The sequence below is a fragment of the Rhizobium sp. BK196 genome (assembly GCF_014193255.1).
Lineage (GTDB): Bacteria > Pseudomonadota > Alphaproteobacteria > Rhizobiales > Rhizobiaceae > Rhizobium.
The window spans coordinates 320,894-346,949 of the sequence record NZ_JACHZB010000002.1; the positions used below are offsets into that span (position 1 = coordinate 320,894).

24 protein-coding genes and 1 pseudogene are annotated in these 26,056 nt (G+C 58.2%); 14 read left to right on the forward strand and 11 right to left on the reverse strand.

The genetic code is table 11. The annotated features are described in order from the left end of the window. Window positions 1-25 precede the first annotated feature (25 nt). The 5 genes from FHT78_RS08100 (at window position 26) to FHT78_RS08120 (ending at window position 5,669) form a co-directional block, all read left to right on the forward strand. Window positions 26-1,072 (forward strand): sugar ABC transporter substrate-binding protein, encoded by a 1,047-nt coding sequence (locus FHT78_RS08100; protein ID WP_183742383.1) that lies wholly within the window; start codon window positions 26-28, stop codon window positions 1,070-1,072. 68 nt (window positions 1,073-1,140) lie between these two features. Then, the gene (locus FHT78_RS08105; protein WP_210278494.1) at window positions 1,141-1,962 is read left to right on the forward strand and encodes an ATP-binding cassette domain-containing protein; all 822 of its coding nucleotides are present in this window, start codon (window positions 1,141-1,143) and stop codon (window positions 1,960-1,962) included. After that, on the forward strand, window positions 1,959-3,218 hold the full coding sequence (locus tag FHT78_RS08110) for a sugar ABC transporter permease (protein ID WP_183742385.1): 1,260 nt from the start codon (window positions 1,959-1,961) through the stop codon (window positions 3,216-3,218). The genes FHT78_RS08105 and FHT78_RS08110 overlap by 4 nt, the downstream gene beginning before the upstream one ends. A 24-nt stretch (window positions 3,219-3,242) precedes the next feature. Next, window positions 3,243-3,971 carry an SDR family oxidoreductase gene (locus FHT78_RS08115; protein WP_183742387.1) on the forward strand — a complete coding sequence of 243 codons (729 nt, stop codon included), beginning with the start codon at window positions 3,243-3,245 and terminating at the stop codon, window positions 3,969-3,971. A 63-nt stretch (window positions 3,972-4,034) separates the two neighbouring features. Beyond that, window positions 4,035-5,669, forward strand: coding sequence for an FGGY-family carbohydrate kinase (locus tag FHT78_RS08120; protein WP_183742389.1), 1,635 nt, complete (start codon window positions 4,035-4,037; stop codon window positions 5,667-5,669). A 90-nt stretch (window positions 5,670-5,759) separates the two neighbouring features. Here FHT78_RS08120 and FHT78_RS08125 read toward each other — a convergent pair. The 3 genes and pseudogenes from FHT78_RS08125 to FHT78_RS08135 form a co-directional block, all read right to left on the reverse strand. Beyond that, window positions 5,760-5,960: pseudogene (locus FHT78_RS08125) on the reverse strand (helix-turn-helix domain-containing protein); the annotation flags it as partial. A gap of 94 nt (window positions 5,961-6,054) precedes the next feature. Next, entirely contained in the window at window positions 6,055-6,291 is a 237-nt protein-coding gene (locus tag FHT78_RS08130) for a hypothetical protein (protein ID WP_183742390.1), read from the reverse strand. Window positions 6,292-6,355: 64 nt separating this feature from the next. Next, complete coding sequence (locus tag FHT78_RS08135) at window positions 6,356-6,598, reverse strand: DUF982 domain-containing protein (RefSeq protein ID WP_183742392.1); 243 nt, start codon at window positions 6,596-6,598, stop codon at window positions 6,356-6,358. Between the two features lie 257 nt (window positions 6,599-6,855). Between FHT78_RS08135 and FHT78_RS08140 the strand changes: the two genes are divergently transcribed. The 9 genes from FHT78_RS08140 to FHT78_RS08180 all read left to right on the forward strand — a co-directional run bounded on the left by FHT78_RS08140 (window position 6,856) and on the right by FHT78_RS08180 (window position 16,357). Beyond that, a complete protein-coding gene (locus FHT78_RS08140) occupies window positions 6,856-8,376 on the forward strand; it encodes an alpha-N-arabinofuranosidase (protein ID WP_183742394.1) in 1,521 nt (506 codons plus the stop codon). 62 nt (window positions 8,377-8,438) lie between these two features. Beyond that, window positions 8,439-9,524: a sn-glycerol-3-phosphate ABC transporter ATP-binding protein UgpC gene (gene ugpC, locus FHT78_RS08145; protein ID WP_183742396.1), complete on the forward strand. Its 1,086-nt coding sequence runs from the start codon at window positions 8,439-8,441 to the stop codon at window positions 9,522-9,524. Between the two features lie 131 nt (window positions 9,525-9,655). Further along, complete coding sequence (locus FHT78_RS08150; RefSeq protein WP_183742398.1) at window positions 9,656-10,924, forward strand: ABC transporter substrate-binding protein; 1,269 nt, start codon at window positions 9,656-9,658, stop codon at window positions 10,922-10,924. A gap of 100 nt (window positions 10,925-11,024) precedes the next feature. After that, window positions 11,025-11,858: a sugar ABC transporter permease gene (locus FHT78_RS08155; RefSeq protein WP_183743440.1), complete on the forward strand. Its 834-nt coding sequence runs from the start codon at window positions 11,025-11,027 to the stop codon at window positions 11,856-11,858. Between the two features lies 1 nt (window position 11,859). Then, on the forward strand, window positions 11,860-12,684 hold the full coding sequence (locus FHT78_RS08160; protein ID WP_183742400.1) for a carbohydrate ABC transporter permease: 825 nt from the start codon (window positions 11,860-11,862) through the stop codon (window positions 12,682-12,684). A gap of 165 nt (window positions 12,685-12,849) precedes the next feature. Further along, window positions 12,850-13,773, forward strand: a complete 924-nt coding sequence (locus tag FHT78_RS08165) for an ArsR family transcriptional regulator (RefSeq protein ID WP_183742402.1) — start codon at window positions 12,850-12,852, stop codon at window positions 13,771-13,773. A gap of 263 nt (window positions 13,774-14,036) precedes the next feature. Beyond that, a complete protein-coding gene (locus FHT78_RS08170) occupies window positions 14,037-14,801 on the forward strand; it encodes a GNAT family N-acetyltransferase (protein ID WP_348644724.1) in 765 nt (254 codons plus the stop codon). Window positions 14,802-14,895: 94 nt separating this feature from the next. After that, window positions 14,896-15,363 carry an MEKHLA domain-containing protein gene (locus FHT78_RS08175; RefSeq protein ID WP_183742406.1) on the forward strand — a complete coding sequence of 156 codons (468 nt, stop codon included), beginning with the start codon at window positions 14,896-14,898 and terminating at the stop codon, window positions 15,361-15,363. 79 nt (window positions 15,364-15,442) lie between these two features. Beyond that, window positions 15,443-16,357, forward strand: coding sequence for an esterase (locus FHT78_RS08180; RefSeq protein WP_183742408.1), 915 nt, complete (start codon window positions 15,443-15,445; stop codon window positions 16,355-16,357). 94 nt (window positions 16,358-16,451) lie between these two features. On the opposite strand, the gene FHT78_RS08185 is transcribed toward FHT78_RS08180, so the two are convergent. The 8 genes from FHT78_RS08185 to FHT78_RS08225 form a co-directional block, all read right to left on the reverse strand. Then, a complete protein-coding gene (locus FHT78_RS08185) occupies window positions 16,452-17,345 on the reverse strand; it encodes a Hint domain-containing protein (protein WP_183742410.1) in 894 nt (297 codons plus the stop codon). A gap of 578 nt (window positions 17,346-17,923) precedes the next feature. Next, window positions 17,924-18,271, reverse strand: coding sequence for a YciI family protein (locus FHT78_RS08190; RefSeq protein WP_183743442.1), 348 nt, complete (start codon window positions 18,269-18,271; stop codon window positions 17,924-17,926). 1,040 nt (window positions 18,272-19,311) lie between these two features. Continuing rightward, complete coding sequence (locus FHT78_RS08200) at window positions 19,312-19,650, reverse strand: hypothetical protein (RefSeq protein ID WP_183742414.1); 339 nt, start codon at window positions 19,648-19,650, stop codon at window positions 19,312-19,314. A gap of 7 nt (window positions 19,651-19,657) precedes the next feature. Beyond that, complete coding sequence (locus FHT78_RS08205; protein ID WP_183742416.1) at window positions 19,658-20,218, reverse strand: hypothetical protein; 561 nt, start codon at window positions 20,216-20,218, stop codon at window positions 19,658-19,660. Window positions 20,219-20,221: 3 nt separating this feature from the next. Further along, a complete protein-coding gene (locus FHT78_RS08210) occupies window positions 20,222-22,579 on the reverse strand; it encodes a SpoIIE family protein phosphatase (protein ID WP_183742419.1) in 2,358 nt (785 codons plus the stop codon). After that, complete coding sequence (locus FHT78_RS08215; protein ID WP_183742420.1) at window positions 22,579-23,751, reverse strand: class I SAM-dependent methyltransferase; 1,173 nt, start codon at window positions 23,749-23,751, stop codon at window positions 22,579-22,581. Before FHT78_RS08215 ends, FHT78_RS08210 begins: the two co-directional genes overlap by 1 nt. After that, entirely contained in the window at window positions 23,748-24,248 is a 501-nt protein-coding gene (locus FHT78_RS08220; RefSeq protein WP_183743444.1) for a hypothetical protein, read from the reverse strand. The genes FHT78_RS08215 and FHT78_RS08220 overlap by 4 nt, the downstream gene beginning before the upstream one ends. A 79-nt stretch (window positions 24,249-24,327) precedes the next feature. Next, window positions 24,328-25,980: a bifunctional diguanylate cyclase/phosphodiesterase gene (locus FHT78_RS08225; protein ID WP_183743446.1), complete on the reverse strand. Its 1,653-nt coding sequence runs from the start codon at window positions 25,978-25,980 to the stop codon at window positions 24,328-24,330. Window positions 25,981-26,056: the final 76 nt, after the last annotated feature.

The window sequence follows — 26,056 nt, forward strand, 5'->3', positions numbered from 1 at the left end:
CTTCGATCACACCAAGGAGGAGAAAATGAATTATCACAATTTGCTTATGGCATCAGTGACCGTTTTCATGGGTCTTGCCGGCGCCGCCTCGGCTCAGGAAGCCGCGACTGTCGCCTTTCTGATGCCTGACCAGGCATCCACCCGCTATGAGCAGCACGATTTTCCCGGCTTCAAGGCCGAGATGGAGAAGCTGTGCCCGAAGTGCACGGTGATCTATCAGAACGCCAATGCCGATGCCGCGCTGCAGCAGCAGCAGTTCAACTCGGTCATCGCCCAGGGCGCCAAGGTCGTTGTTCTCGACCCTGTCGATTCCGCCGCTGCCGCCGGCCTCGTCGAAATCGCCCAATCCCAGGACGTCAAGGTCATTGCCTATGACCGCCCGATCCCGGATAAGCCGGCGGACTATTACGTCTCCTTCGACAATGAAGGCATCGGCTACGCGATCGCCAAGTCGCTCGTCGAGCATCTGAAAGCTTCAGGCGTTGCCGATGGTGCTGGCGTACTCGAGATCAACGGCTCGCCGACCGATGCGGCCGCCGGCCTGATCCGCGACGGTATCCATCGCGGCCTCAAGGAATCCGCTTACAAGACGCTTGCCGAATTTGACACGCCGGAATGGGCGCCGCCGAAGGCACAGGAATGGGCTGCCGGCCAGATCACCCGCTTCGGCGCCGATATCAAGGGCGTTGTCGCCGCCAACGACGGCACGGCCGGTGGTGCGATTGCCGCTTTCAAGGCTGCCGGCGTGAAGCCGGTTCCGCCGGTTACCGGCAATGATGCGACGATCGCAGCCCTTCAGCTCATCATTTCCGGCGACCAGTACAACACGATTTCCAAGCCGTCCGAAATCGTCGCCGCCGCCGCTGCCAATGTGGCGGTAAAAATGATCAAGGGAGAAAAGCCCGAGGCCAAGACGACGCTCTACAAGACGCCTTCGGAGCTGTTCATCCCTGCCGTCGTGACCGCCAAGAACATCAAGGCTGAAATCTTCGACAAGAAGATCCAGACGCCCGAGCAGATCTGCACCGGCGAATATGCCGAAGGTTGCAAGAAGCTTGGCATCACCAACTAAACGCGCTTGAGTGAGCTCCGGCCGCGCTCGCCGCGGCCGGATGACCCATGGCAGGAAAGGCAGCACCCATGAGCAGGGTCGTGAAGGATATGCCGGAGAAGGGTCAAACGATCCTCCGGTTGAACAATATTTCCAAAAATTTCGGCGCGGTGTCGGCGCTGACCGATATCGAGCTGGACGTGAAGGCCGGCGAAGTCGTGGCGCTGGTCGGTGATAACGGCGCCGGCAAGTCGACTCTGATCAAGGTCTTGGCGGGCGTGCACCAGCCCTCTTCCGGAACGATCGAGTTCTGCGGCCAGAACGTTACGCTCGACAGCCCCGGCAAGGCGTTGGAACTCGGCATAGCCACCGTCTTCCAGGATCTCGCCCTCTGCGAAAACCTCGACGTCGTTGCCAATCTTTTCCTCGGCCATGAAATCTCTCCATGGGGCCTCGACGAGGTTGCCATGGAAGTGCGCGCCTGGACTTTGCTCCGGGAACTTGCCGCCCGCATCCCCTCGGTGCGCGAGCCGATCGCCTCGCTTTCCGGCGGCCAACGGCAGACGGTTGCCATCGCCCGTTCGCTGTTGCTCGATCCGAAGATCATCATGCTGGACGAACCGACCGCCGCACTCGGCGTCGCCCAGACTGCGGAGGTGCTGAACCTGATCGAGCGCGTCCGTGAGCGCGGCCTCGGAGTCATCATCATCAGCCACAATATGGAGGACGTGCGCGCCGTGGCGGACCGCATCGTCGTGCTGCGCCTGGGGCGCAACAATGGCGTCTTCACGCCCGATTCGTCGAACCAGGAGCTCGTTGCCGCGATTACCGGCGCCACCGAAAACGCCGTCTCCCGGCGCATCGAGCGCAAGACGGGTGCTGCCCACGAAACCAGCGGGAGGCCCGCATGAGCCAGAAAATGTCCGATACAGTCAGTCAGCCGGCAGCTCTCGATCGCAGCGACGAGCGCGTCCGCCACGACGATAACATCATGGGCATGGTCAAGGCCTTCTTCGACCGCGTACGCTCGGGCGATCTCGGCATGCTTCCGGTTTTCGTCGGCCTGATCGTCATCTCGACGGTCTTCTCGCTGCTCAATCCGGTGTTTCTGGCGCCGAACAACCTCGTCAACCTGCTGTTTGACTGTGCCACCGTCGGCGTCATCTCGCTCGGCATCGTCTGCGTGCTGATGCTCGGCGAAATCGACCTTTCCGTCGGCTCGATGAGCGGCCTTTCCTCTGCCATCCTCGGCGTGCTTTGGGTCAACATGGGCTGGCCGATTCCTCTGGCGATCCTTGTCGCGATCGTTGCCGGCATTATCGTCGGCGCGCTCTACGCGGTTCTCTATAACAGGCTCGGCATGCCAAGCTTCGTCGCCACACTGGCCGGCTTGCTCGCGCTCCTCGGCATGCAGCTTTATATCCTCGGACCAACTGGCAGCATCAATCTGCCTTACGCTTCGCCGCTTGTCCGTTTCGGTCAGATCCTCGTCATGCCCGACTGGCTATCCTACGTTCTGGCTCTATTGCCGGGCGTAATTCTCGTCGTCAACGAGATGCGCAAGCGCCGCCAGCGGCAGGCTTCGAACCTCTCCTCCCCACCGGTCGGCGCTCTCGCGGTCAAGGCTATCGTGCTCACCGCCGCGCTGGAATTTGCCGTCTACTATCTCAATCTCGGCCGTGGCGTGCCGTGGATGTTCGGCCTCTTCGTCGCCATCGCCGTCATCCTGAACTATGCGCTGACCCGAACGAAGTGGGGACGCTCGATGTTTGCCGTCGGCGGCAATCGCGAAGCGGCACGCCGCGCCGGCATCAACGTGCGTCGCATCTATCTCAGCGCTTTCGTGCTTTGCTCGACGCTTGCCACGATCGGCGGCATCCTGTCGGCCTCGCGACTTGCCTCTTCCAGCCAGCAGGCCGGCACCGGCGATGTGAACCTGAACGCCATTGCGGCGGCGGTCATCGGCGGCACCAGCCTGTTCGGCGGCCGCGGCAGCGCTTATTCAGCCCTGCTCGGAATCATCGTCATCCAGGCGATCTCCAACGGGTTGACGCTTCTCAATCTCAGCTCATCGCTTCGCTACATGATCACAGGTGCCGTTCTCGCGATCGCCGTCATCGTCGATTCGCTTGCCCGCCGGTCCCGTGTCAGCCACGGCCGCGCCTGACCCGCATTCTCAAGGAGTATTCGCATGACTAATCTCATGAAAGGCAAGGTTGCCGCCATTACCGGTGCAGCATCGGGCATTGGCCTGGAATGCGCCCGCACGCTGCATGCCGAAGGCGCAACCGTCGTCCTCGTCGATCGTGCCAAGGACAAGCTCGAGTCTCTCTGCAGCGAGATTGGTGAGGGCGCTCTGCCGCTCGTCGTCGATCTTCTCGACGGCCCGCAGGTCTCCGGCATGCTGCCGCGCATTCTGGAATTGGCCGGCCGGCTCGACATCTTCCACGCCAATGCCGGCGCCTATATCGGCGGCCCGGTTGCCGAGGGCGATCCCGATGCCTGGGATCGGATGCTCAACCTCAATATCAATGCGGCCTTTCGCTCGGTCCATGCGGTGCTGCCGCATATGATTGCGCAGAAGTCCGGCGATATTCTGTTCACGAGTTCGATCGCCGGTGTCGTGCCCGTCGTCTGGGAGCCGATCTATACGGCGTCGAAATTTGCCGTCCAGGCCTTCGTCCACTCGACCCGCCGGCAGGTCGCCCCGCATGGCGTGCGTGTCGGCGCAGTGCTGCCGGGACCAGTCGTCACCGCGCTGCTGGATGACTGGCCGAGGGCCAAGATGGAGGAGGCGCTGGCCAATGGCAGCCTGATGCAGCCGAAGGAAGTGGCCGAGGCGGTGCTCTTCATGCTGTCACGGCCGCGCAATGTCACCGTCCGCGATCTGGTGATCCTGCCGAACAGTGTCGACCTCTGAGGTTGACAGGTCCGGTTCCGGATTGTTCTAGAACTTGAAACTGCCGATTTGAAACGAGAGATCATGAGCGACACTTCACGCACGCCATCAGCGGGTGCCAAACATGTTATCGGCGTCGACGTCGGCACAGGCAGCGCCCGTGCGGGCCTCTTCGACCTTAATGGGCGGATGCTCGCATCCGCCAAGCGGGATATCACGCTCTTTCACGAGACCGGTTCGATCGTCGAGCAGTCGAGCACCGAAATCTGGGCAGCGGTCTGCGCCGTCGTTCGCGAGATCGTCGCCACAAGTGGTATCGATCCGGCTTCGGTTGCCGGCCTGGGTTTCGACGCCACCTGCTCGCTGGTTGTGCTCGGCAAGGGCGGCGGGTCGCTGCCCGTTGGTCCCTCGGAGGATCCGAACCGGGACATCATTGTCTGGATGGATCATCGTGCTGTCCCGCAGGCAGAGCGTATCAACGCGCTCGGCCACGAGGTGCTACGTTATGTCGGTGGTCGTATCTCACCCGAGATGGAAACGCCGAAGCTGCTTTGGCTGAAGGAAAACCGGCCGCAGGTTTTCGATGCCGCCTGGCAGTTCTTCGACCTCGCTGATTTCCTGACCTGGCGGGCAAGCGGCGACCTGTCGCGCTCGACCTGTACGGTCACCTGCAAATGGACCTATCTCGCCCACGAGAAACGCTGGGATGCGACCTACTTTCATGAGATCGGCCTCGGCGTATTGGCCGACGAAGGTTTTACCCGCATCGGCCAGTCGATCGCCGAGCCCGGCTCGCCGCTCGGGCAGGGCCTGACAGCGGCTGCCGCCGGTGAACTCGGCCTCGTTCCGGGAACGGCTGTCGCTGCGGGGCTGATCGATGCCCATGCTGGTGGCATCGGAACGGTTGGCATCGGCACCGGTCCGCAGGCAAATCTCGGTTATGTTTTCGGCACATCGTCCTGCACGATGACATCGACATCGAAACCGGCTTTTGTGCCCGGCGTCTGGGGTCCCTATTATTCAGCCATGGTGCCGGGCATGTGGTTGAATGAGGGCGGCCAGAGTGCTGCAGGTGCGGCGATCGATCAGCTGCTTTCCTTCCATCCGGCTGCCGCCGAGGCCAGGGAATTGTCGAAGCGCAACGGCATTCCGCTGCCGGTCCTTCTGGCTGACATGGCCGCGCAAAAGGCGCAGCACTCTTCCGATGTCGTCAAACTCGTCGCAGGCCTGCATGTCGTTCCCGAATTCCTCGGCAATCGCGCGCCGTTTGCCGATCCGCACGCCCGCGCAGTGATTGCCGGTCTCGACATGGAGAGGGATATCGACAGTCTGGTCGCACTCTACATCGCCGGTCTTTGCGGCATCGGTTATGGCCTGAGACAAATCATCAACACGCAAGCCGATGCCGGCGTTACCATCGAGAACGTCGTGATCAGCGGCGGCGCCGGCCAGCATGACTTCGTCCGTCAGATGCTTGCCGATGCGAGCGGCAAGCCGGTGATCGCGACGAAGGCCGAGGAACCTGTCCTTTTGGGCGCGGCCATCCTCGGCGCCGTCGCGGACGGGCTGTTTAGCGATATGCGCGCGGCGATGACGAAACTCTCGGCCGTTGAAAAGACCTATGAGCCGGCGCAAGGTGCGATCGCTGATCTTCACGCAAAGCGCTACGAGGGCTTCAAGCAACTCCAGACGCTGACGCGTGAGTTGCGGACGTTCTGAATGGCCGTCGCCTCAATTGCGAGTGCCTCACGGCCAAGCGGCAAAGGATGAAGCGAGGCCTTTCTGCGACTGTGCTGCGATGTTGCGCCGCTAGGCGCCGGGCGGTTCGCCGAAGTGGCTGTTGAAGAAGCGGCTGAAATAGCCGGCATCGCGAAAGCCGAGTCCGAAGCCGATCTGCTCGACGGATTGCTCCAATTGTCCAAGTCGCAGCTTTGCTTCGGCGCTCAGCCTCACATGGATCAGTCCAATCGGGCTTCGTCCGGTGCCGGAGATGCAGGTCCGATGCAGATGGTTATAAGCGACGCCCCGACCTGCGGTGGATTACAGTGGCATCGCAGCCAGGGCACCATCCGATCTGGCCTAGCCTTGGTCGGTCCGGCAGGCCTTAGATATGATGGCATACCGTCACGAAATCCGTGCGCGGAATGTATCGGTATTCGACAATCATATCCGTGCAATCGAGATGTCGGCGCTGTACATAGCGTGCCCGAACGACCGGCTTCGGTCGATGCTTGGCGACATGGGGTCGTTCATAACCCTGGATCATGTCCGCAGATACGGCAGGGCCTGTCGAACCGGCGGCCACGGCCAGGGTCAGCAACGATACCAGCAAGGCGCGCATGCCGCCTCCTTTCTCAGAAATATGATATGAGCGGACGCCGCATGTGCACGTCCGCCCCTCGGGCTCAATGTGTGTTCAGTCTCGCTTCTGCTGCCGCTGCGAGAAAATCTTCCCTTGCCGTTTCCAGACTAACGCGTCCTTCAACGGCGCCCTTGCAGGCATTGCTTGCTTTGACGAATTTCGCTCCCGTTCGCCGCGGCCACATGTCGTGGAGATAGATGAGTGCGTCGAACGGGCCTTTGACGGTCCGGGATCCGGCGTTGTCGAACTCGATTTCGACCGGCTCGCTCCATTGGCCATTTGGCATCTGTTTTTCCTCCTCCTGTCGCGAGCCCCAAAACGTTACGAAGCGGAATTTGTTCCCACGCAAGAGATTGGTCGGTTAATCGTCGCTTTCACGACCCGGCGGAGACCGGCGACTAGGCCCGAATCCCCAGTTTGCATGGATTTCGGCCACCTTGCGTCATAATAAAACTGATTTTCTGATACAAAACAAAATGCTTGATTAATAAAAATTCCCATAATAGCTTGCCCGAAAATCAGATCAATAAACGAGGAACATCAATGCGGGCTAAAGCAACCCTGAACAGGGAATTCACCACCTCGACCGTCGACAAGCGCGTCTACGGCTCCTTCCTGGAGCATATGGGTCGCGCCGTTTATACCGGTATTTATGAGCCGGGTCACGAAAAAGCTGATAAGGACGGCTTTCGTACCGACGTTCTTGATATGGTGCGCGATCTGGATATGCCGATCGTGCGGTATCCGGGCGGCAATTTCGTTTCGGCCTATCATTGGGAAGACGGCATCGGCCCACGCGACCAGCGGCCGACGCGTCTCGACCTCGCCTGGCGGACCCGCGAGACCAACCAGATGGGTGTCAACGAATTCGCCGACTGGTCGAAACTCGCCAAGACCGAGATGATGCTCGCCATGAACCTCGGTTCGCGAGGCCTGAACGACGCCCGCAATTTCCTCGAATATTGCAACCATCCGGGCGGCACCTACTGGAGCGACCTGCGCGCCAAGCACGGCTACAAGGACCCGCACAATGTCCGCATCTGGTGCCTCGGCAACGAGATGGACGGCCCTTGGCAGGTCGGTCACAAGACCGCGACGGAATACGGTCTGCTTGCCAATGATGTCAGCAAGGCCTTCAAATATTTCGACAAGACGCTCGAAACCGTGGTCTGCGGCTCGTCGAACGACAAGATGAAGACCTATCCCGAATGGGAGGCGCAGGTTCTCGACGCGAGCTATGACAGCGTCGATTACATCTCGCTGCACAAATATTTTGGCAACGAGGAAAACGACACGCTGAATTACTATGCCAAGGCGATCGAACTCGACCGCTACATCGTCACGATCGGCGGCGTAATCGATTACATCAAGGCGAAGAAGCGCTCGAAGCGTGACGTGAAAATCTGCTTCGACGAATGGAACGTCTGGTATCACGACCGCAAGGAAGACGATCAGCGCTATAAGAACTGGGACTGGCCGGAAGCGCCGCCGCTGCTCGAAGAGCTCTATAATCTCGAGGATGCGATCTTCGTCGCTTCGCTGATCAATGTCTTCATCCGCCGCTCCGACCGCGTCAAGATCGCCTGCATGGCGCAGCTCGTCAACGTCATCGCTCCGATCCTGACCAAGGCGGGTGGACCAGCCTGGCGCCAGTCGATCTACTATCCGCTGCAATTCGCTTCGAAATACGGCCGCGGCACGGCACTGACGGTTTCGGCCTCCGGCCCGACTTATGATTGCGATGTAGCGCAGGACGTTCCCTATCTCGATCTCTCGGCGGTGCTGCAGGAGGACGGCAAGAGCATCGCGCTCTTTGCGATCAACCGCAGCCTCGATGAGGCGATCGATCTCGATGTCGCCCTGCAGGGCTTCAAGGGCGCGAAGATCGTCCAGCATCACACGATGGCGGGTGACGATCTGAAGGCGCGCAACTCCGTCGAGGATCAGAACCGTATCGTGCCGACGGCAGGATCCGGCCTCCAGGTCACCGACGAAGGCAGGCTCACCGGCTCGCTGCCGGCAAAATCCTATCACTTCATCCTGCTTTCCGTCGCTTCGGCGTGAACTGATCGCCACCGGGGCAGCGGAGGAGGCTGCCCCGTCTGGAGTGCCTATCGGGAGGATATATGTCTGGAATAAAACTGACTGACGTCAGGAAGTCGTTTGGGTCCTTTTCGGTCATTCACGGCGTCGATATCGAGATCAAGCAGGGTGAGTTTGCCGTTTTCGTCGGCCCTTCCGGCTGCGGAAAATCGACGCTGTTGAGGATGATTGCGGGGCTCGAGGAAACGAGCGGCGGACAGATCAGCATTGAGAATGAAGATGTCACGCACAGGGAGGCGTCGAAGCGCGGCGTCGCCATGGTTTTCCAATCCTACGCGCTCTACCCCCATCTTTCCGTCTTCGAAAACATGGCCTTCAGCCTGTCGATCGCCAAGCGTCCAAAGGCGGAGATCCAGCAGAAGGTAAAGGCTGCCGCCGATATCCTTCGCCTTGGCGATTATCTCCAGCATAAGCCGAGCCAGCTTTCGGGCGGCCAGCGTCAGCGCGTGGCGATCGGCCGCGCCATCGTGCGCGAACCGCGGGTCTTCCTGTTCGACGAACCGCTCTCCAATCTCGACGCCGAATTGCGCGTGAAAATGCGCATGGAAATCGCCCGCCTGCACCGCCAGATCGGGGCGACGATGATCTACGTCACCCATGACCAGGTCGAGGCGATGACGCTTGCCGACAAAATCGTCGTCTTGAAGGAGGGCATCGTCCAGCAGGTCGGCGCACCCCTGGAGCTCTATCGCGATCCGCAAAACATGTTCGTCGCCGGCTTCATCGGATCGCCGGGCATGAACTTTCTGAAGGGCAAGGTCGTTGCCGCTGGCCAGGGCTCCGCCCGCATCGAGCTCGATGACGCGCCCGGTCAGGCTTTCGAGCTGCCGACGCGCACGCCAGTTGCTCAAGGCTCAGCCATCAATGTCGGCGTCCGGCCCGAGCATATTGGGCTTGGCGCTGGCGACGGAGGCTTGACGCTGCCTGTCACCGCCGAGTTTACGGAGGAGCTTGGCGGCACCGGATATCTTCACGTGCTGACCGCAACCAATGCGGAGATGACGGTCGAGTGCCGCGAAAGCAGGCCTCAGCCGAAGGAGAAGATCAGCCTCTCTCTGAGAGTGCCTGAAATGCTGGCTTTCGATGCCGAAGGCAGAAGGCTCAGCTGATTGAACGGGGTCCGGAGCTGAAATCCGGAAACCGGAAAGGAATGCAGGAGACGTGATCGCGTGCCTTTGGAGGAGGTCCGCGACAGAAGCCACGGGGGTGGCCCAACCCATGCTTTAGAGGAGGAACAAACGTGAGAAAGCTTGTAAAACTCGCCGTTTCGGCGGCCATCGCATTGCTGCCCTCGGCAGCCGCATTCGCACAGACTGACATTACCTGGTGGGATTTTTTGAGCGGCGGCGACGGCGTTCGCATGAAGGCGCTCATCAAGGAATTCAACGATACCCATCCCGATATCAAGATCAATGCCACGACGCTCGAATGGGGCGTGCCCTTTTACACCAAGGTGCAAACCTCAGCTGCCGTCGGCCAGCAGCCCGACATCATGACCTATCACATGTCGCGCTATCCGCTGGCTGTTCCAACCGGCATCCTGCGCCCCTTCACGGATGAAGAACTGGCCTCCGCCGGCATCAAGAAGGAAAACTATGTCGATGCGGCCTGGAAGCAGGCGACCTTCGACAACAAGGTCTACGGCATTCCCTTCGATGTCCATTCGATCGTTCTCTATTACAACAAGACCATCCTGAAGGAAGCCGGTCTGCTCGGCGACGATGGTCTGCCGAAGGGTCTCGACGGTCTCGACAATTTCAATGCCGCGCTCGACAAGATCAAGGCGACCGGCAAGGTCGAATATCCGCTGTCGCTGCACACGGATGAAGGCGGCTCCATGTGGCGCGTCTTCTATACGCTGCTCTCCCAGCAGGGCGCTAAGTTCATCGATGGTGACCAGATCCTGCCCGGCGATGCCGGCGTAAAGGCGCTGAAGACCATGGCGAACTGGGTCTCTTCGGGCTACTCGCCGAAGCTGATCTCCTATGAAGCCTCGATCGCGCTTTTCACCTCGGGCAAGGCTGCGATGCACATCAACGGCGTATGGGAAGTGCCGACGATGACTGATCTCGCCAAGAAGGGCGAGCTTGGCTTCGAATGGGGCGCTATCGAAATCCCCAACCTGATGGGAACGCAGGCCACATGGGCGGATTCGCATTCCTTTGCTGTTCCAAACAGCGAGAGCAAGCCGATCACGCCGGAAAAGCTGAAGGCCGTGCTGCAGATCATCGCCTGGATGAACGAGCACTCGATCTCCTGGGCAAGTGCTGGCCACATCCCTGCCTACAAGCCGGTGACGGACAGCAAGGAATTTAAGGAAATGCAGCCGAACGCCACCTATGCGAAGCTTGCCAATACGGCCGTCTTCGACCCGGTTTCCAAGCTCGCAGGCGTCGCCGGCCCGATTTACGAGGCCACCCAGAACTTCGTGGTTCCCGCACTCAACGGTCAGCTCGATCCGGAAGATGCGATTGACCAGATGCGCGAAGAGCTGGAAAGCCAGAAGTAAGAAGACACTGGCCGGAGCACGCCTCCGGCCAGCCCTTCGTCCAGGGAGATGATCTGTGGTCAACACTGAAAAGCGACGCAAGACGCTGACGGCGATCGTCATGATCGCACCGTTCCTGATCGCCTATGCGATCGTCTTTGCCTATCCGGTCTACAAGATGTTCGCCTTGAGCTTTACCGATGCCCCCCTCGTCGGCGAGGGCCAGTGGGTGGGCTTCGACAATTATGTGAGGCTCTTCCACCAGAAGCTCTTCTATACCTCGGTCTGGAACACCGGCTATTTCGTCGTGTTGACGGTCATTCCGAACACGCTGATCGGCCTCGGGCTGGCGCTGATGGTCGTGCGCCTGAAAGGCTGGATGCAGAGCCTCGTGCTCGTGCTCTTTTTCATCCCCTATATTCTTCCGGTTTCCGTCGTCACCCAGATCTGGAAATGGGTTCTCGACCAGCAGTTCGGAATCGCGCAGTTCATCATCGAGGCCTTCACCGGCTCACGGGTCAGTGTCTTCCGCGATCCGGTCTGGGCCATGCCCATGGTGGCGCTCGTGACGGTCTGGTGGACCAACGGCTTCAACCTGCTGCTCTTCATCGCCGGCCTGCGCAACATTCCCCATGACTATTACGAGGCGGCGATGCTTGATGGGGCGACGCGCTGGCAATGCTTCAAGCGCATCACTTGGCCGCTGATCTGGCCGGTGACCGCGCTGGTGCTGACACTACAGCTCATCCTGCAGCTCAAGATCTTTGATCAGGTCTATCTCCTGACCGAGGGTGGGCCGTTCAATTCCACCTATGTTCTCTTGCAGCTCGTCTATCGCGAGGCCTTCCGATCGAACCATGGCGGTCTCGGCTCCGCAGTCGCGGTGATCCTGTTCGTCATCATCGTCGTCGTCTCGGTGCTGCAATATCAGCTGTTGCGTGTGAGGGAGCGCTGAGATGCCCGGCAAGACAATCGGCAACGCGCTGCTTCTGATCCTCACGTTGGTGATCGCCTGCACCTGGGCCTTCCCGATCTATTGGGCGATCGTCACATCCATTAAGCCGGAACAGGATGTCGTCAACAAGACGACCCTCATTCCTGACGTCCTGAATTTTTCTGGCTATTATTACGCGCTCTTCGAGACGAAGCTGTCGACCTGGTATCTGAATTCCGTCGTCACCTCGGTGACGGTGACTGTGGTCGTCATCCTGATCAGCGTCATGTGCGCCTATGCGCTGTCGCAGATCGTCTTTCCCGGCCGCAAACTTCTCTACGGCATCATCCTGGCGAGCTTCATGGTGCCCTCACAGGCGCTCGTCATTTCGCAATTCGTGCTGATGCACAAGCTGAACCTGATCAATACCTGGGGCGGCATCATCCTGCCGCAGCTGATCGTTCCCGTCATCGTCATCGTCTACAAGCAGTTCTTCGATTCCGTGCCGAAGGAACTGCGCGAGGCGGCCAAGCTCGATGGCTGCGGCGAATTCCAGATCCTGTTCAAGCTCTATCTGCCGCTGAACTGGGGCATTACCACCGCACTTGCCATCATCACCTACATCATGGCGTGGAACGCCTTCCTCTGGCCGTTCCTCGTGACCAACTCCGACGATATGATGACGATCACCGTCGGCATTACTCAGACGAGGGACGCATTCGGCGTCAAATACGCGCGCGACATGGCGGTCGCCATCCTTGCGGCGATGCCGGTCGCAGTCGCCTATCTCCTGTTCCAAAAGCGCGTCACGCAGGCCCTGATGCTCTCATCGGGCATCAAGGGATGAGTGCATGAGGGATTGCTTCCGGGCCGAGGTGAGAAGGCCCAGCCGGTCCGCGAGAGCTCTCCCGAGGCGCGGACCGGCGCTTAGGAAAAAGAGCGGCGACATTGCATATGACGCCGTGATATCAGCTGAAACGAGCAAGAAAGACTGGAGAACCAGTATTAAAGTATGGAGACGAAACTTCTAACCGTCGATCCGATGCGGGACGTTGACGTCGTCCAGGCTCTCGGTTCCCCGACGCGCATCGAAATCCTCAACCTGCTGCGCCAGAAAGGGCCGCTGAATGTCAACGACATTGCGGCGCAGATGCGTTTGCCGCAATCGACGACGGCGACCAATCTGAAATCACTCGAGCAGGCGGGCCTCATCCAGACCCAGACGATGAAGGCGACGAAGGGCAATCAGAAGGTCTGCTCCAGCATCTATGACGAAATCCTGATCCGCTTCGATACCAACGGCACCAAGGCGAGCGAGGACGTGGTCACCGTCAGCATGCCGATCGGCCTCTTTACCGAATTCGACGTGGGGGCGCCCTGCGGCCTCTGTTCGGTCAACAACGTCATCGGCATGCTCGATGTGCAGGAGGTCTTCCTCGATCCGCAGCGCATGCAGGCGGGATTGCTCTGGTTCACCCGCGGTTATGTCGAATACAAGTTTCCCAACAATGCCAAGGTTTCCGGCAAGAAAATCCGCAAGGTGGAATTCTCGGCCGAGCTGAGTTCCGAGACGCCGGCCACGAATGCCAACTGGCCGTCCGACATTTCGATCTGGGTTAATGGCATCAAGGCAGGGCACTGGACCTCGCCCGGTGATTACGGCGATCGCCGCGGCATGTATTCACCGTCTTGGTGGAAGCTGTCGGGCTCGCAATATGGCAAGCTTAAGACCTGGACGATCGACGAGACCGGCACCTGGATCGACGGCGCGATGGTCTCGACCCAGACCATCGCCTCGCTCGGTATCCCCGACCATCACTCGATCCGCTTCCGCATCGGCATCGACGAAAAGGCCGACAATCCAGGTGGTATGAACCTCTTCGGCAAGGGCTTTGGTGATTTCGACCAGGATCTGGTCATGTCGATCTATTTCTGACGGACGACGAGCGCGCGACGATTGCCGCAGCCGTCTGCAGCGCAATCGAACAGGCCGGCTACACTCTCCATGGTTGCTCTTAACCTCTTTTAACCAGCCGCAGACTATATTGATGGGTGCGATGCGGGCTATCTCGACGCCTGCGATGGCGCTCCTGAAGGGGACGGGAAAATCCGCCAGGGCTGCGCAGCGGCTGGCGTGGCCCGTCATTTGAAAGAGGAAATAAATTGAGCATTTCAGAGGACAGAATTGCCTGGGAGGAAGTGATCGAGGCCAAGGCTTTCATTGATATGGCTAGGATTACTCCGCAGCCCTTTAAAGACAGCGTCGAATTTACCTGCATGCCGGTGGGCACCGGCTGCGCCATTTCGCTGCCCACGGCTCCTGCCGTCGGGCTCAATCGCATTCTTGCTTTGAATGAAAGAGACGAACTCAATCTCGCATTTGAATGGATGAAGACCAAAACAGGCAGGCGGCATGTCCAGATCCGCGAAACCTCTGCCGCCAATGAGCTGCGTGGCTGGATACAGGATCAGGGGCTGGTCGAAAACGGTGCCTGGGTAAAACTCACACGGCCTGCCCCATCCGCTCCGCTTGCAATCGAAGGACCTGTACGCGCCCGCCTGGCCGGTATCGATGACGCGCCGATTTTCGGCAAGCTGACATGTGCAGGCTTTGGTTTCCCGGCGGAGCTTGAGCCCCTGTGGTCATGCCTGATCGGCAAGAAAGGCTGGGCCTGCTTCATTGCGGAATTGGAAGGGACGGCGATCGGTACCGGCGCGATGTTCATAGAAGACGGACGCGCCTGGCTAGGCGGCGGAACGACATCTGCTGAGTACCGGAACCGCGGCGCGCAAAAGGCGCTGATCAATGCTCGGTTGAACGAGGGCCTCGCGCAGGGCGTCTCTCTCTTTGCGGTGGAAACGGTCCAACCTCAGGAAGATCAACCGAATATCTCCTTCGCCAACCTGACGAAGGCGGGCTTCAAGCCATCTTATGTCCGCAAGAACTACCTGCTGCCGGATTAAGCTGTTGGCATCGGCGCGGATTGCCGCACCGATGCCATATCCCGCGACTAGATCGGAACAAGCCCGTGAAGCGGCCGCTGGAGAAGGAAACGAGATGCAGTTGAACGGCGAATTGAACCCGAACGACCCCGAATTCTTTGAACTTCTCACTGGGAGTTTCCGGCGCCTTGTCGGCAGAGACCTTCTCGCAAGGGATCGGGGGCCAGAATGGCTCTACGGCGATGCCCCGTTTGTGGTCCTTGCACACAATACCGCGCCCCATCCCGTCTTTGTCTATGCCAATGGCGCAGCACAAAGGCGGTTCGGCTATAGCTGGAGCGAATTCGTAAAGCTGCAGTCCCGGTTGTCCGCTGGCCCTGGTGAACGGTCAGAACGTCAAGCATTGCTTGATGCGGTGGCGCAAAACGGCTTCATGATCGGCTATCGCGGCTTGCGGGTTACGAAATCAGGGAGCCGCTTTTGGATGGAAGACGGAATAGTCTGGCAGTTGCGAAACGGAGAAGGGCAGGATTTCGGTCAGGCGGCGACATTCTCCAAATGGGTTGACGTATCCACTCCGTAAAGAGCCGATGCGATCAGATGGATCGATAGATGCATTTAAAGCCCTGCCGTTCTGCCAGTTGCGAGAGGAGGCCTTCACGATGAAGTATATCTATACAACTCTTGGACCGAAGGGCCGCGACGAACTCGGCATGATTCTCCCGCACGAACATGTCTTCGTTGATCTGAGAACGCCCGACCAGCCCGGCTATGCCGAGGCGGAGATAGACGCAGTTGTGGCAGTGATGCTCCCGCAGATTGAGGCGATCAAAAGACAAGGCATTACGCTGCTCGTCGAGTGTACGACGGGTGGCGTTGGAAGACGTGCTGACATAGACCTCGCTGTGTCGAAAGCAGCCGACTTTCCGATCGTCGTCCCGACCGGCAACTATCGCGAACCCTGGATACCCGCTTGGGTAGCCGAGGCTGATGAGAGCGATCTTGAACAATGGATGGTAAGTGAGCTTACTGAAGGAATCGAGGATACCGGTGTGCTGGCGGGATGGATCAAGCTCAGCGCCGGCGACGATGGGATTACGCCGCTTGAAGCTCGTATCCTCCGCGCAGCGGCAAGAGCATCCGTTCGGACCAATGCGGTGATCGGCTCGCATACGATCCGGGGAAGGGTTGTGATGGAGCAGCTGGACATCCTTCAGTCAGAGGGATGCGCACCAGAGCGGTTCATATCCATTCACACGCAGGAGGAAAGGGACTTCGGGCTTCACCGGGCACTGGCGGAGCGCGGTGCGTGGATCGAATACGACCATGTCGGAAGGGCGCCTGACGAGGAGTTGGTCTCAATGGTAATGCGCGCCCTCGAAAGCGGGCTGGGCGAGAAATTACTTATAAGCCATGACCTTGGCTGGTATGATCCGGCACAACCCCGTGGTGGAATCCCGAGACCTTACACGCATCTTGTCGAGAGCCTTCTGCCATCGCTCAGAGCCACAGGCGTGGGCGAGAATCTGGTCCTACAACTCACAGAATTTAACCCTTTCGAGGCATTCGCACGCTGAAGCAAAAGCGCGAATGTCGCTTCGCAAGCCACGACGCCTCAAAAGCGGCGTCGTCGCGCATGACCCATAAGAACAGCGCACCTGCTATGGCAGATCAGCGTCTTGTCAGAGCGAGCTCCTTGGCTTGCGCGTCTATCCTTTCACAGGCATCCCCGAAGGGATCGCGCATCGGCACCAATGGCGAAGCGCCAAGCAGGAGAAGCGCTTTCAAATGCTTCCATCCCCCTTCCTCGCCCAGCACCGGCGCAAAGGATGTCATCACTGTGGGTTCATCGGGATAGAGACGCTTGTACTCCGCAAAATTGGAGAAGTTCTCGTGATTGCCCTGCAAGAGATGGAAGGTTTCAGCCGCAGCGCCCTCGGCAAGAATGATCTCATGCGTATTGAGCAGGACGGCATAATATTCGATCGACATGTCGTTGGTTGGAATGACAGGGGCGATTGTCGTGCCGTTGACGAGGTCCTTCACACGGATGAGAACGCCATTCAGAAACAGCGCGTGGCCGGGCGACAGGTAGAGATCGGAATGTGGCGTGCGGCTATCCAGCGCGTGGCGGGAAATCCGGATCGGTACGACACCCTCGTGCCAGCGCGCGCCGGTCTTCTTGAAGACTTGGCGGCCGACCCACTTGATCGGACGGGCGCTTCCGTCGGGAAGGACAACGTGATCGCCGGCGCGCAGATCCTCGACGGGCTTTTCACCACAATCCGTGAGAATCGCCGTTCCGCGCAGGAAGCACTGCGCGCTACCTCCTCCACCACCAGGGCCGCCGTGTCCACCGGGACCTCCGTGTCCACCGGAGCCATTCTTGCCTCCACCGGAGTTGCCCCGCCCCCAGCGCCGCCCCATCGCGCTTGCGGGAGACTTGGAAACTGCCGTCGCCAAGGCCGCCACGACGGCAAGCCGAGCACTGGCGGCAGCGGCAACACCTAGGAAATGTCTGCGCGCCGTATTGCGTGGCAGTTTCGGATCTTCCATGGATGGCATGATGGTGCCCTTTGAAACGAGTGACAGGGGTTTATGTTGCCATAAGTTGCATCGCGTTCAACTTCACAGAATAGGCTTCGACTTACCAAAAAAGGGGTAGGCCGATTGCTTGCAATAATCCCCTTGTGAAGGGACCGGGGACCGTCGGCTGTTCTCGTGGCAGATCAGGCGAAGAATAGATGCCGCGGCCCACCAGATGGGATAGAGGCGGCGTCGATAGGCATCAATGAAACTAAGATCGATCAGCTTCGCGCCGAGTCAGGCCCGGAAACTCCAGTCTCCCCACCGATCCGAACCGTAAGTCCGCGCACACCGCCTCAAGGTCGTCCTCGGGAAGCGCTGGAGCCTGATCGTCATCCGCGCTCGATGTTCGGCATCGTCACTTCCGCAAGCTGCTGACCCAGTCCAGGGAGAGCATATCTTGAACATTCTAGCTGACCGGCTGAAGCGCCTGGGGGAGCCGGACTGGTATCCCGCCGCGACGATCCAGCCACACCGCAGCGGCGTCTCTTCGCATGACCTAATCAGCACGCCGAGCGATATGGCCGGGCCGGCGGAGGTGGCCCGGCACTTCAAATCTAAAAGCCGGCGGTCTCCCGTATCTCGATCGCCCCCATCCGGGCGAGCGAGTCCCGCTCCGCGATCTCCATTGCCTCCGCAAGGTCCTTCGCTTCGATGAGCAGGAAGCCACCCAGATGCTCCTTAGTCTCTGCGAAGGGGCCGTCGCTCCAACTTGTCTTGCCGGCGCGAACGCGCAATGTCTTTGCGGTCTTTGGATCCGCAAGAGCATTGGAGGCGAGATAGTGGCCTGAGCGTTTGAGCTCTTCATTGGAAGCTAGGGACTCGCGGTCAATCTCGGCCCATTCCTCCTTGCTAGCGGCATCGGCAAGAGTTTGATCGATGTAGAAGAGACAAAGGTAGCGCATCAGGTTCTCCATGGTGTTGTCGATGTTAGTCGCATTTGAAGATCGCGATTCGACAAAGAGCAAAAAGATTCTGACGGTTCTGCTTATCTGGTGAGAGCTGCAACTGCGCTGGGTGACCAGTCCTTCGGAGTGCCTCTTGTTCGCTTCGCTTTGCTTGTTCGTCATTCTTGGATCTCCAGCGGCGCTTGAGCGAGCGGATAGAGGTGACCTCCCACCTATCAAACCTTGAGACGCATGTTCCGATGAGGATACGCCAGTACGACTGCATTCCGTATGGCCGGCGCCGTCATGCGCCGACTACGGAAAGAGGGGCGGATGAAGCAGCGCAGCTGAAGGCAAATACAACTCATGCCGGCGGGTCAGTCGTCGCCGCCACTTGCCGCATGGGAGGGCGGCTTCCGGCTCCTGCCCTCTGATTGTTTGCGCCGAGAGGAAGCCATTCTCCGACTTCGGTGGAGATCTCTGGTGGCTCCAGGCCGATGTCACGGAGCAGGCGAGAGTCAAGCCGCGAAAGTTCGCTCAGGCTTCTGCGGTACCTTCGCTGAAGTTTCAGCAGCCTCCAGACGGCTTGCAAGCTGCGTACGACACTAAGGTGCTGCGACTGTAGTTCGACGTGTTCGCAATGCTCAATGGCGGCCATCCTTGTCTCTCCTTTGACTGGCTTACGGCGCTCCGTCTTAGTCGAAGGGGATCGGCCGAAATCGACACGGCGGCTTCAGGTGCTTTAATACAACGTTCCCAAAAATCGTTACAAAGGTCGCAAAGAGAATGCGATACGGCGCATCGAGGTCGACCGACGCCCGGCGGCCGTTATCTCTCGGATTCATTTGTTTGCGATGCTGGCCACCAATGACCGCTGTTGGCGCGAAGCGGACGTCCCCATCACTGCGGCAGTCCTCAAAACGGTAGAAAGCATCATGGTCAAGGTGTGAGCAGTACCGCCTGCAACTGACCAGGGCCGGAAGCAGTAATAAAGCTCTTGAGGATGAAGCGGCCGATGCTTGCCGACCTCCCGAAGCATTTGGAACGATCAAAGGCGATCACGCCAATCGCAAATCGAGAAGCGGATGTAACTTTTTTAGATTCGGAAGAGATTTGGCCTGCCACGGATATTGATGCGTGCCTTTGATAACAAGCAGAAGGTCGTTCATCTTCCTGGCTTCGATTGTCAGCTTTGCCAGGAGATTTATGCCGGAGGAATTGAGAAATTCCAGACCGGTCAGGTTGAACGTCACCTGCTTGTGCTCCTCATGGAGGAGGCTTGATATCAATGAGTGGATCGGCGCATAGGCGTCCGGACCTGCCAGCCGGAACACGCCATCGAAATACACCTCGTTTTGTTCCGTCCACACGCGGAAGTTTTCGTCGCTGATTTCCATTCTTCGCTCACAGATTGGAGGAGGGCGGCATCGCCACGGCCGCAGTCGTCGTCAGTATGATACGCTGGTCATCATCCTCATCGAATGCCCATGCCATTTTTGCACTATAGTCGCTGAGAAGGGTAAGCAAACCCAGACCCGAACCGCTTCCTGCCGACATTGCATTGATTTCGATCTGCTCGAGAAGCAGTTCTTCTGGGTTTTTCGATTGGATGTGATCCAGCAGCTGCTCAAAGCGCATCGAGGCGGCGCCATCGATCAGGTTCTTCACTCTTATGAAAAAAAGTTCGTCGAATATGCTGGCTTCGACAAGGATTTCACCGGCCTGTCGAAACTTGATGGCATTTTCTATGAGTTCATTGCTGAGATATCCAATGTCGTGATGCGCCAGCACATAGTCTTTTCTTGACCGGGAGTATGGAAGAGACATGACTTCCGCTATGAAGTCAGAGGTCATTCCTGAATGCTTCCATCCGAGCTGAAGCGGTCCGTCTGTTAAAGTAAGACGAGTACCAGCATCCAGGCTGATGCCCGCCAGGGATTCGATACCATAGACCGTCGATCTCATGTCTCACCTATGTCGCACTGCGAGAAGCGTGATGTCGTCGTGTATCTTCTGGGCCCCGATAAAGAGCATTAATGCTGCCACAATTTCCGACACCACTTTGTCAGCGCTCTGATCCTTCAAACGACGCGCTTCCCGGCAAAGTCGTTCCATGCCGAACAATTCTCCATCGTCGTTTTCGGCTTCCGTTACGCCGTCCGTATGCAAGAGGATGATGTCGCCCTTCTCGAAGGCTATTGCATGGGTTTTAACGAACGAGGAAATATCGGCTTCCAGCCCGATCGGTATCCCCAGATCCATCGTGTCGATAAGCTCGATCTCGCCGTTCGCCCGCACGACGACAACTTCCTCGTGTTGTCCCGACAGGATCATTTCTTTCCCGTCGTAGTCGAGAAACGCCAAAGTCAGATGCTTGTCGATTTTGGTTCGCTCGATGTTCTTAAACAGGGCGCTGTTCAGGTCTGTGAGAAATTTGACGGCATCGGTGTTGCCTGCTTCATGCAGAGCACGGGCGACGGACTGAACCATCAACATCAGCACGCCGCTCTCGAGTCCGTGTCCGGTGACGTCGCCGATGCCGATTTTCAGCCGGCTCCCGCTCGTCAGCACGTCGTAATAATCGCCACCGACTTCTTCGGCAGGTCTCATATAGGCCGCTATCTCGAGGGTCTGAAACGCCTCGAGCTCCTGATGCAGCGGAAGGACCATGAGTTGGATTCGTTCGGCGACGGCCAGCTCTGTTCCGAGGCGTCGGTTTTCTCGCTGGAGCTGTGCATTGAGTGTCGAAATCTCCTCCTTTGCATCTTCGATCTGAGCGGTTCGCTCCTCGACGAGTTGCTCGAGATTTTCCGTGTGATAGCTGATCTGTTCGGCCATGCGGTTGAATGCTTCGCCGGCCTGGCCGACTTCGTCCTTGCTTGCGATGGCCACCCTGACCGAATAATCCTTCGCCTGTATCCGTTTGGCGGCATCGGCAAGTGCACTGATTCCGCTCGTTATTCGTTTCGATGCCGCAAATACCGCAATTGTCACCACAAGCAGCGACATTAAGATCGCCAGAATTTGGTAGATTACAATCCGGTTCGTCGCGTCGGAAATCTTCGCCTGGGCTGCATAAAGGGAGGCGTCAATTTCGCGTTCGGGCACAACCACTCCGAGCGACATCGCCTCTTGCCGAACGGGCCCAGTCGACCAGAGGTTGGTCGCGGGGAGTTTCTTGACGATAACGATATATGGGACTTCGTGACCGTCCTGCTGCAACGTCAAATGTTGGATGCCTTGTTCGCGGTCGAGAGCCAGGCTTGCTATTGCAGGTTGAGAGCTTCGCTTCAGCGAGCGCTCCAGTCCGGTCACTCCGGTTCCGCCGGTATCGCTCGCAGAACGAAGACCGAGAGTTTTCTCGCCGGTGCTGTTGATCGCCACCACGTTCCCGTCCGACATTGCGAGAAATCCGAAGCCGGATTGAGCCACTTTCACATTTTCGACGGTCTGTGCGAGCTGGTCGAGCGTGATATCCGCGCCTGCGGTCCCCGCGACATCCTTCCTGTCGGCTGTCCACAGCGGATGAAAGAAGCTTACGATCAGCTTACCGGTGATCGCATCCGTATATGGCGCTGTCTGAGTTATATCGTCCGCGACTGGTCGCGTTTTGCTGTCCTGAGCCCACCCCTGCCAGGACTCGTAAAGTCCGGGAAAAAAGAAGTCCCAGAAGTCCGCCTCGTTATGACCTGGATAGAGGCGATCGAAGGTCTGAGCTTGGTCGGTGTATGGCGCCGTCCGAAAGATTGGTCGTTCTTTCGGTCCGATGTAATACATCTGCAGTTTTGAAGCACCGTGCTGCAGCAAGCTTGGCGCAACTAGATCGAGAACCGCGCTTGTCTTGATATCGCTCTCGACGTCTGGTCTAGGTTTGTGATCCTGTTCGAGCAAGTAACCCCAGACGCTGACAACCGACACGGCGCCTGGAGCGTTCTGAGACCAATGTCCCTTTTCATCGTAAGAGAGGCTGACGCTGTCGGGGGATGTGCGGGAAATCGCCGCGCCGACGTCGATATTCCGCTCTGGGTCGTCGATCTGCGCTTGGAGCACGCCTGCTAGGGCGCTGACATCGTTATGGACCTGCCGTAGGAGTAAACTTACTTGTGCAGCGGTAGAATCAGCATATGTGCGGACGTATTCCTGGCTCGCAGCTTCAAGACCCTGCCCGACCTCAAGCGTCGCGTCGCGCGACAGCCTCTGAACGTTCCAAAGTGCCAGTCCACCACTTACCAGCAAATCAAAGAGAACAGCGCCACCGACGACCAGGATGAACTTTGCCCGAAACGAGCCTAGCCTAACAGGTCTTTTCGATGATCTTCCTTCCATTACAGTGGCTTTCGGCCGGAAGCGGCCCAGATCGGCCAGCCTGCGTAACCCTTAGGGTGAAGAGCGGCAAAGACGTGGTCTTTGAATCCTTGCCGGAACCTGCGAATGAAATCCAATGAATCGCCCCGTCGCACGGCCATCTCACCCGCGTAAACATTTTCCCATGCTTCTATCATATCTGCGAAGTCCTGCGGATCTCCGTCAAGGTTCGTCACCATAAAGGAATCGACCTTGATGTCATCGAACCCGGCGTCGGCGAGGAGATGCCGGCTTTTTGGCCCCATCTCGACATCCATGTCGAAGTGCTTGAACAGTTTGGCGACTTCCTCGTAGGTCCATTTTATTGTTTCCGCATGCGGCTCGCCCAGACAATGGGAATTTTTTTCGTTGGTGATGTAGACGCGGCCACCGGGTTTGCAGATGCGGTGCAGCTCCCGCAGGAGCATCTCGGGACGGTCGAAAATCTGTAGCGAATGTCGGCAGGTCACAAAGTCGAATTGATTGTCTCGAAGGAGCATTTGCGAGGCATCGCCATAAGTGTATTCGATTGCCTGCAGGTTGAAGTCAGCAGCGACCCGGCGAGCATATTCGAGGCTGCGCACGGAATGGTCCAGCGCGACGAGGCGCGCCGGTGCGAATTCCCGCTGAACCAAGGCCGCGAAATCACCAATTCCGCAGCAGATATCCGCAATGACAAGACCGTTTCGCATACCGTGACGAGGCAACAGTTCCCGTTCATGCCTCCATGTCAATTTTGTCTGGGTGCGCAGAATGGGAATGAAAGTCTCGTCCTCCACAAAAGTCTGGCCGGGATAGAATGCCGAATCGTAGACTTCGACAGACAGGTTCGGTTCTGCCACCGCCAGCGTTTGGAATAACGAGGTCGACCATGCCACGACACTCGACGTAATGATGACGATCTTCCGTTCCGGCTTTTTGCGGCAGCTTGCCTTGAGAACGTCGGATAGGGCGGCGAAAGCAGTCATGTTGATGTGTGTCAGGCGTTTGGCGTTGAGGTAAACGACGCCGCTGTATTTTTCCAAACTTTGCCGCACCAGCTCGAGGGCATCGGCAATCGCAGCGGCGCTTTCGGGCCGCATCTTGCCAGAGAGCACCAGCTCCTGATTTGTCGGGTCAAAATGAACAGCGAAGGGTAGGGGGAGCAGGCTCATCGGAAGTCCTCGTTCAAGGGAAAATCCGCGATGATTCGCACCCCGAGTGCGCCGTCTGTCTCAATTCGGATGGCGGCGCGGAATATTGCCGCTAAATCGTTGAGCAAAACCGCCCCATCGGACTTTAGCAAGAATTCAGACCCGGCACCAGGAACCGGCTGGTCTTCGCTTGCTCTCGCACTCGTGTCCTCGTCCGCTTTCTCGCAGGGGAAAGCAATCCTCAGCCGGTTGAATGTCGGGCTCCGGCAGAGATCGAAACTTATCTTGCCCGACGCGCTCGTCGAACGGAAGGCGAGTTCAACGAGCTCGTTCGTTGCAACGGAAAGAAAATTGGAGTAGCGGGCGGGATCGCTGCGACCTTGGCCGAGAATGTCTGAGAGATATTCAGTGATCCTGTCGCAAAACTGCCATTGGGATCTGAACATCCCGACGTCCATTTCCAGCGATACCATAGGCGCAAATGCATGGTCATCGAAGCTGCATGCTTCCTCCTCCAATAGATCCTCCATTTGTTTTGCCTCAGGCGCCAAGTTAATGCATGCCATAGATAAAACACGACGAAAAATCGGTTCTTCGCTATGGCAGCATCTGGCCTAAGGATGTCTCTGCCTGGGTGACGAACTCGCCAATCGCCTCAACCGAAAGCGGCCTGCTGATCAAATAGCCCTGAAGCCTGTCGCAGCCGATGCTGCGCAACCATTTCGCCTGACCAGAGGTCTCGACCCCTTCGGCTGTTACCCGCATCCGGAGGTCATGTGCGAGATTAACGACGCAGCGGACGATTGCTTGGCTTTTCAGGTCGCTTTCGAGATCAGTAATAAAATACCTGTCGATCTTGATCGTGTCGAAGGGGAATGTCTTCAGATAGCTGAGGGAGGAATAATCGGTTCCGAAGTCATCAAGCGAGATCCGTATCCCGAGCACATTTAGAGTATTCAGCGTGTCGATGTTGTTGACGGTTCGCTCGAGCAGTACGCTTTCCGTTATTTCAAGTTCCAGACGGTCGGGGGGCAATCCGACTAAATCGAGCGTATGGGATACACGGTCGGTGAGGCCGCTTGTCAAGAATTCGGCGGCCGATAAATTGACAGCGACGGTGTAGTTCTGTGGCCACTTCATCGCCTCGCGACATGCCTGCTCCAAAACCCAGGCCCCTATTTCCGGCATTAATCCATCAGCTTCGGCCATTGGAATGAAGGCCGCCGGAGTAATCGTTCCAAGCAGAGGATGGCGCCATCTCAGCAACGCTTCGAAGCCGAAAATGCGACCACTTTCGACGATGGGTTGGTACTCGATGAAGAATTGCTGTTGGGCGAGGGCCATGCGTAGGCTGCGGCGCAGAAGTTCACGTTGCTCCAGCGATTCGAGCATTGAGGGATCGAAGGATTTTGCGCGGCCGCGTCCTTCTTTCTTCGCCGCGTAAAGCGCGACGTCAGACGCCTTCATGAGCTGCTCTGGACTTATTCCGTCCAGCGGAGCAGCAGATGTACCGATGCTTGCACCGACAAATAGCGCGATGCCGTCTATCGTGAACGGCTTTTTGAACGCATCAACCAAAGCCTCTGCCAGCCGGTGTCCTTTGGCAGGATGCCCCGAGCCCATGGAAATAACCATGAATTCGTCACCTGCCAGCCGGTAGGCTCTGTCGTCGCTGGTAAGACACCCCTGAATGCGGCTGGAGGCAAGCTGAAGAAGCTTGTCGCCGGCCGGATGCCCAAGCGTGTCGTTTACAGGCTTGAAATCGTCAAGGTCGAGCTGCATCAGAGAGAGAGCTTCGTTGGAAGTCGTCGTCTCGTGCAGTGAGGTGGCGAGATCGTCACTGAACTGGCGTCGGTTCGGAAGCCCGGTCAGCGGATCGTGAGTGGCCAAATGCAAGAGGGTTGCAAGATCATCCTCGCTTCGTTCCTCAGACCGAACGACAGCAAAGAAATCTCCAATCCGGTAGATCGTGATGCCGTCCGACCCGGGCCTGTGCGGATCCCGCAAAATTCGTAAAGTTAGGGCAGTGTCGCCGATCGAATGAACGGCAGGCATGATTTCAGACTTGTCTAGCTCTGGGAACTGCTCCCAAAAGGACATCGCCGGTTTGACGGAAGCAGGCAGCGCATTGCCCAGCAAATCCTCGACCGGATTAAAGTCGCGATCGAAGAACAAAAGCCTGTCCACGGGGTGCAGAGCTTTTGCCTCTGTATCTTCGAGGGGCGAGCGAGCCGCACGATTCCTTCGCATATCCAAGGCTTTCTCCAGTTGAATCCTAAAAGGTCGAACCCAACTATAGTGCAACTTCGGCGCGCCGGGATCCTAT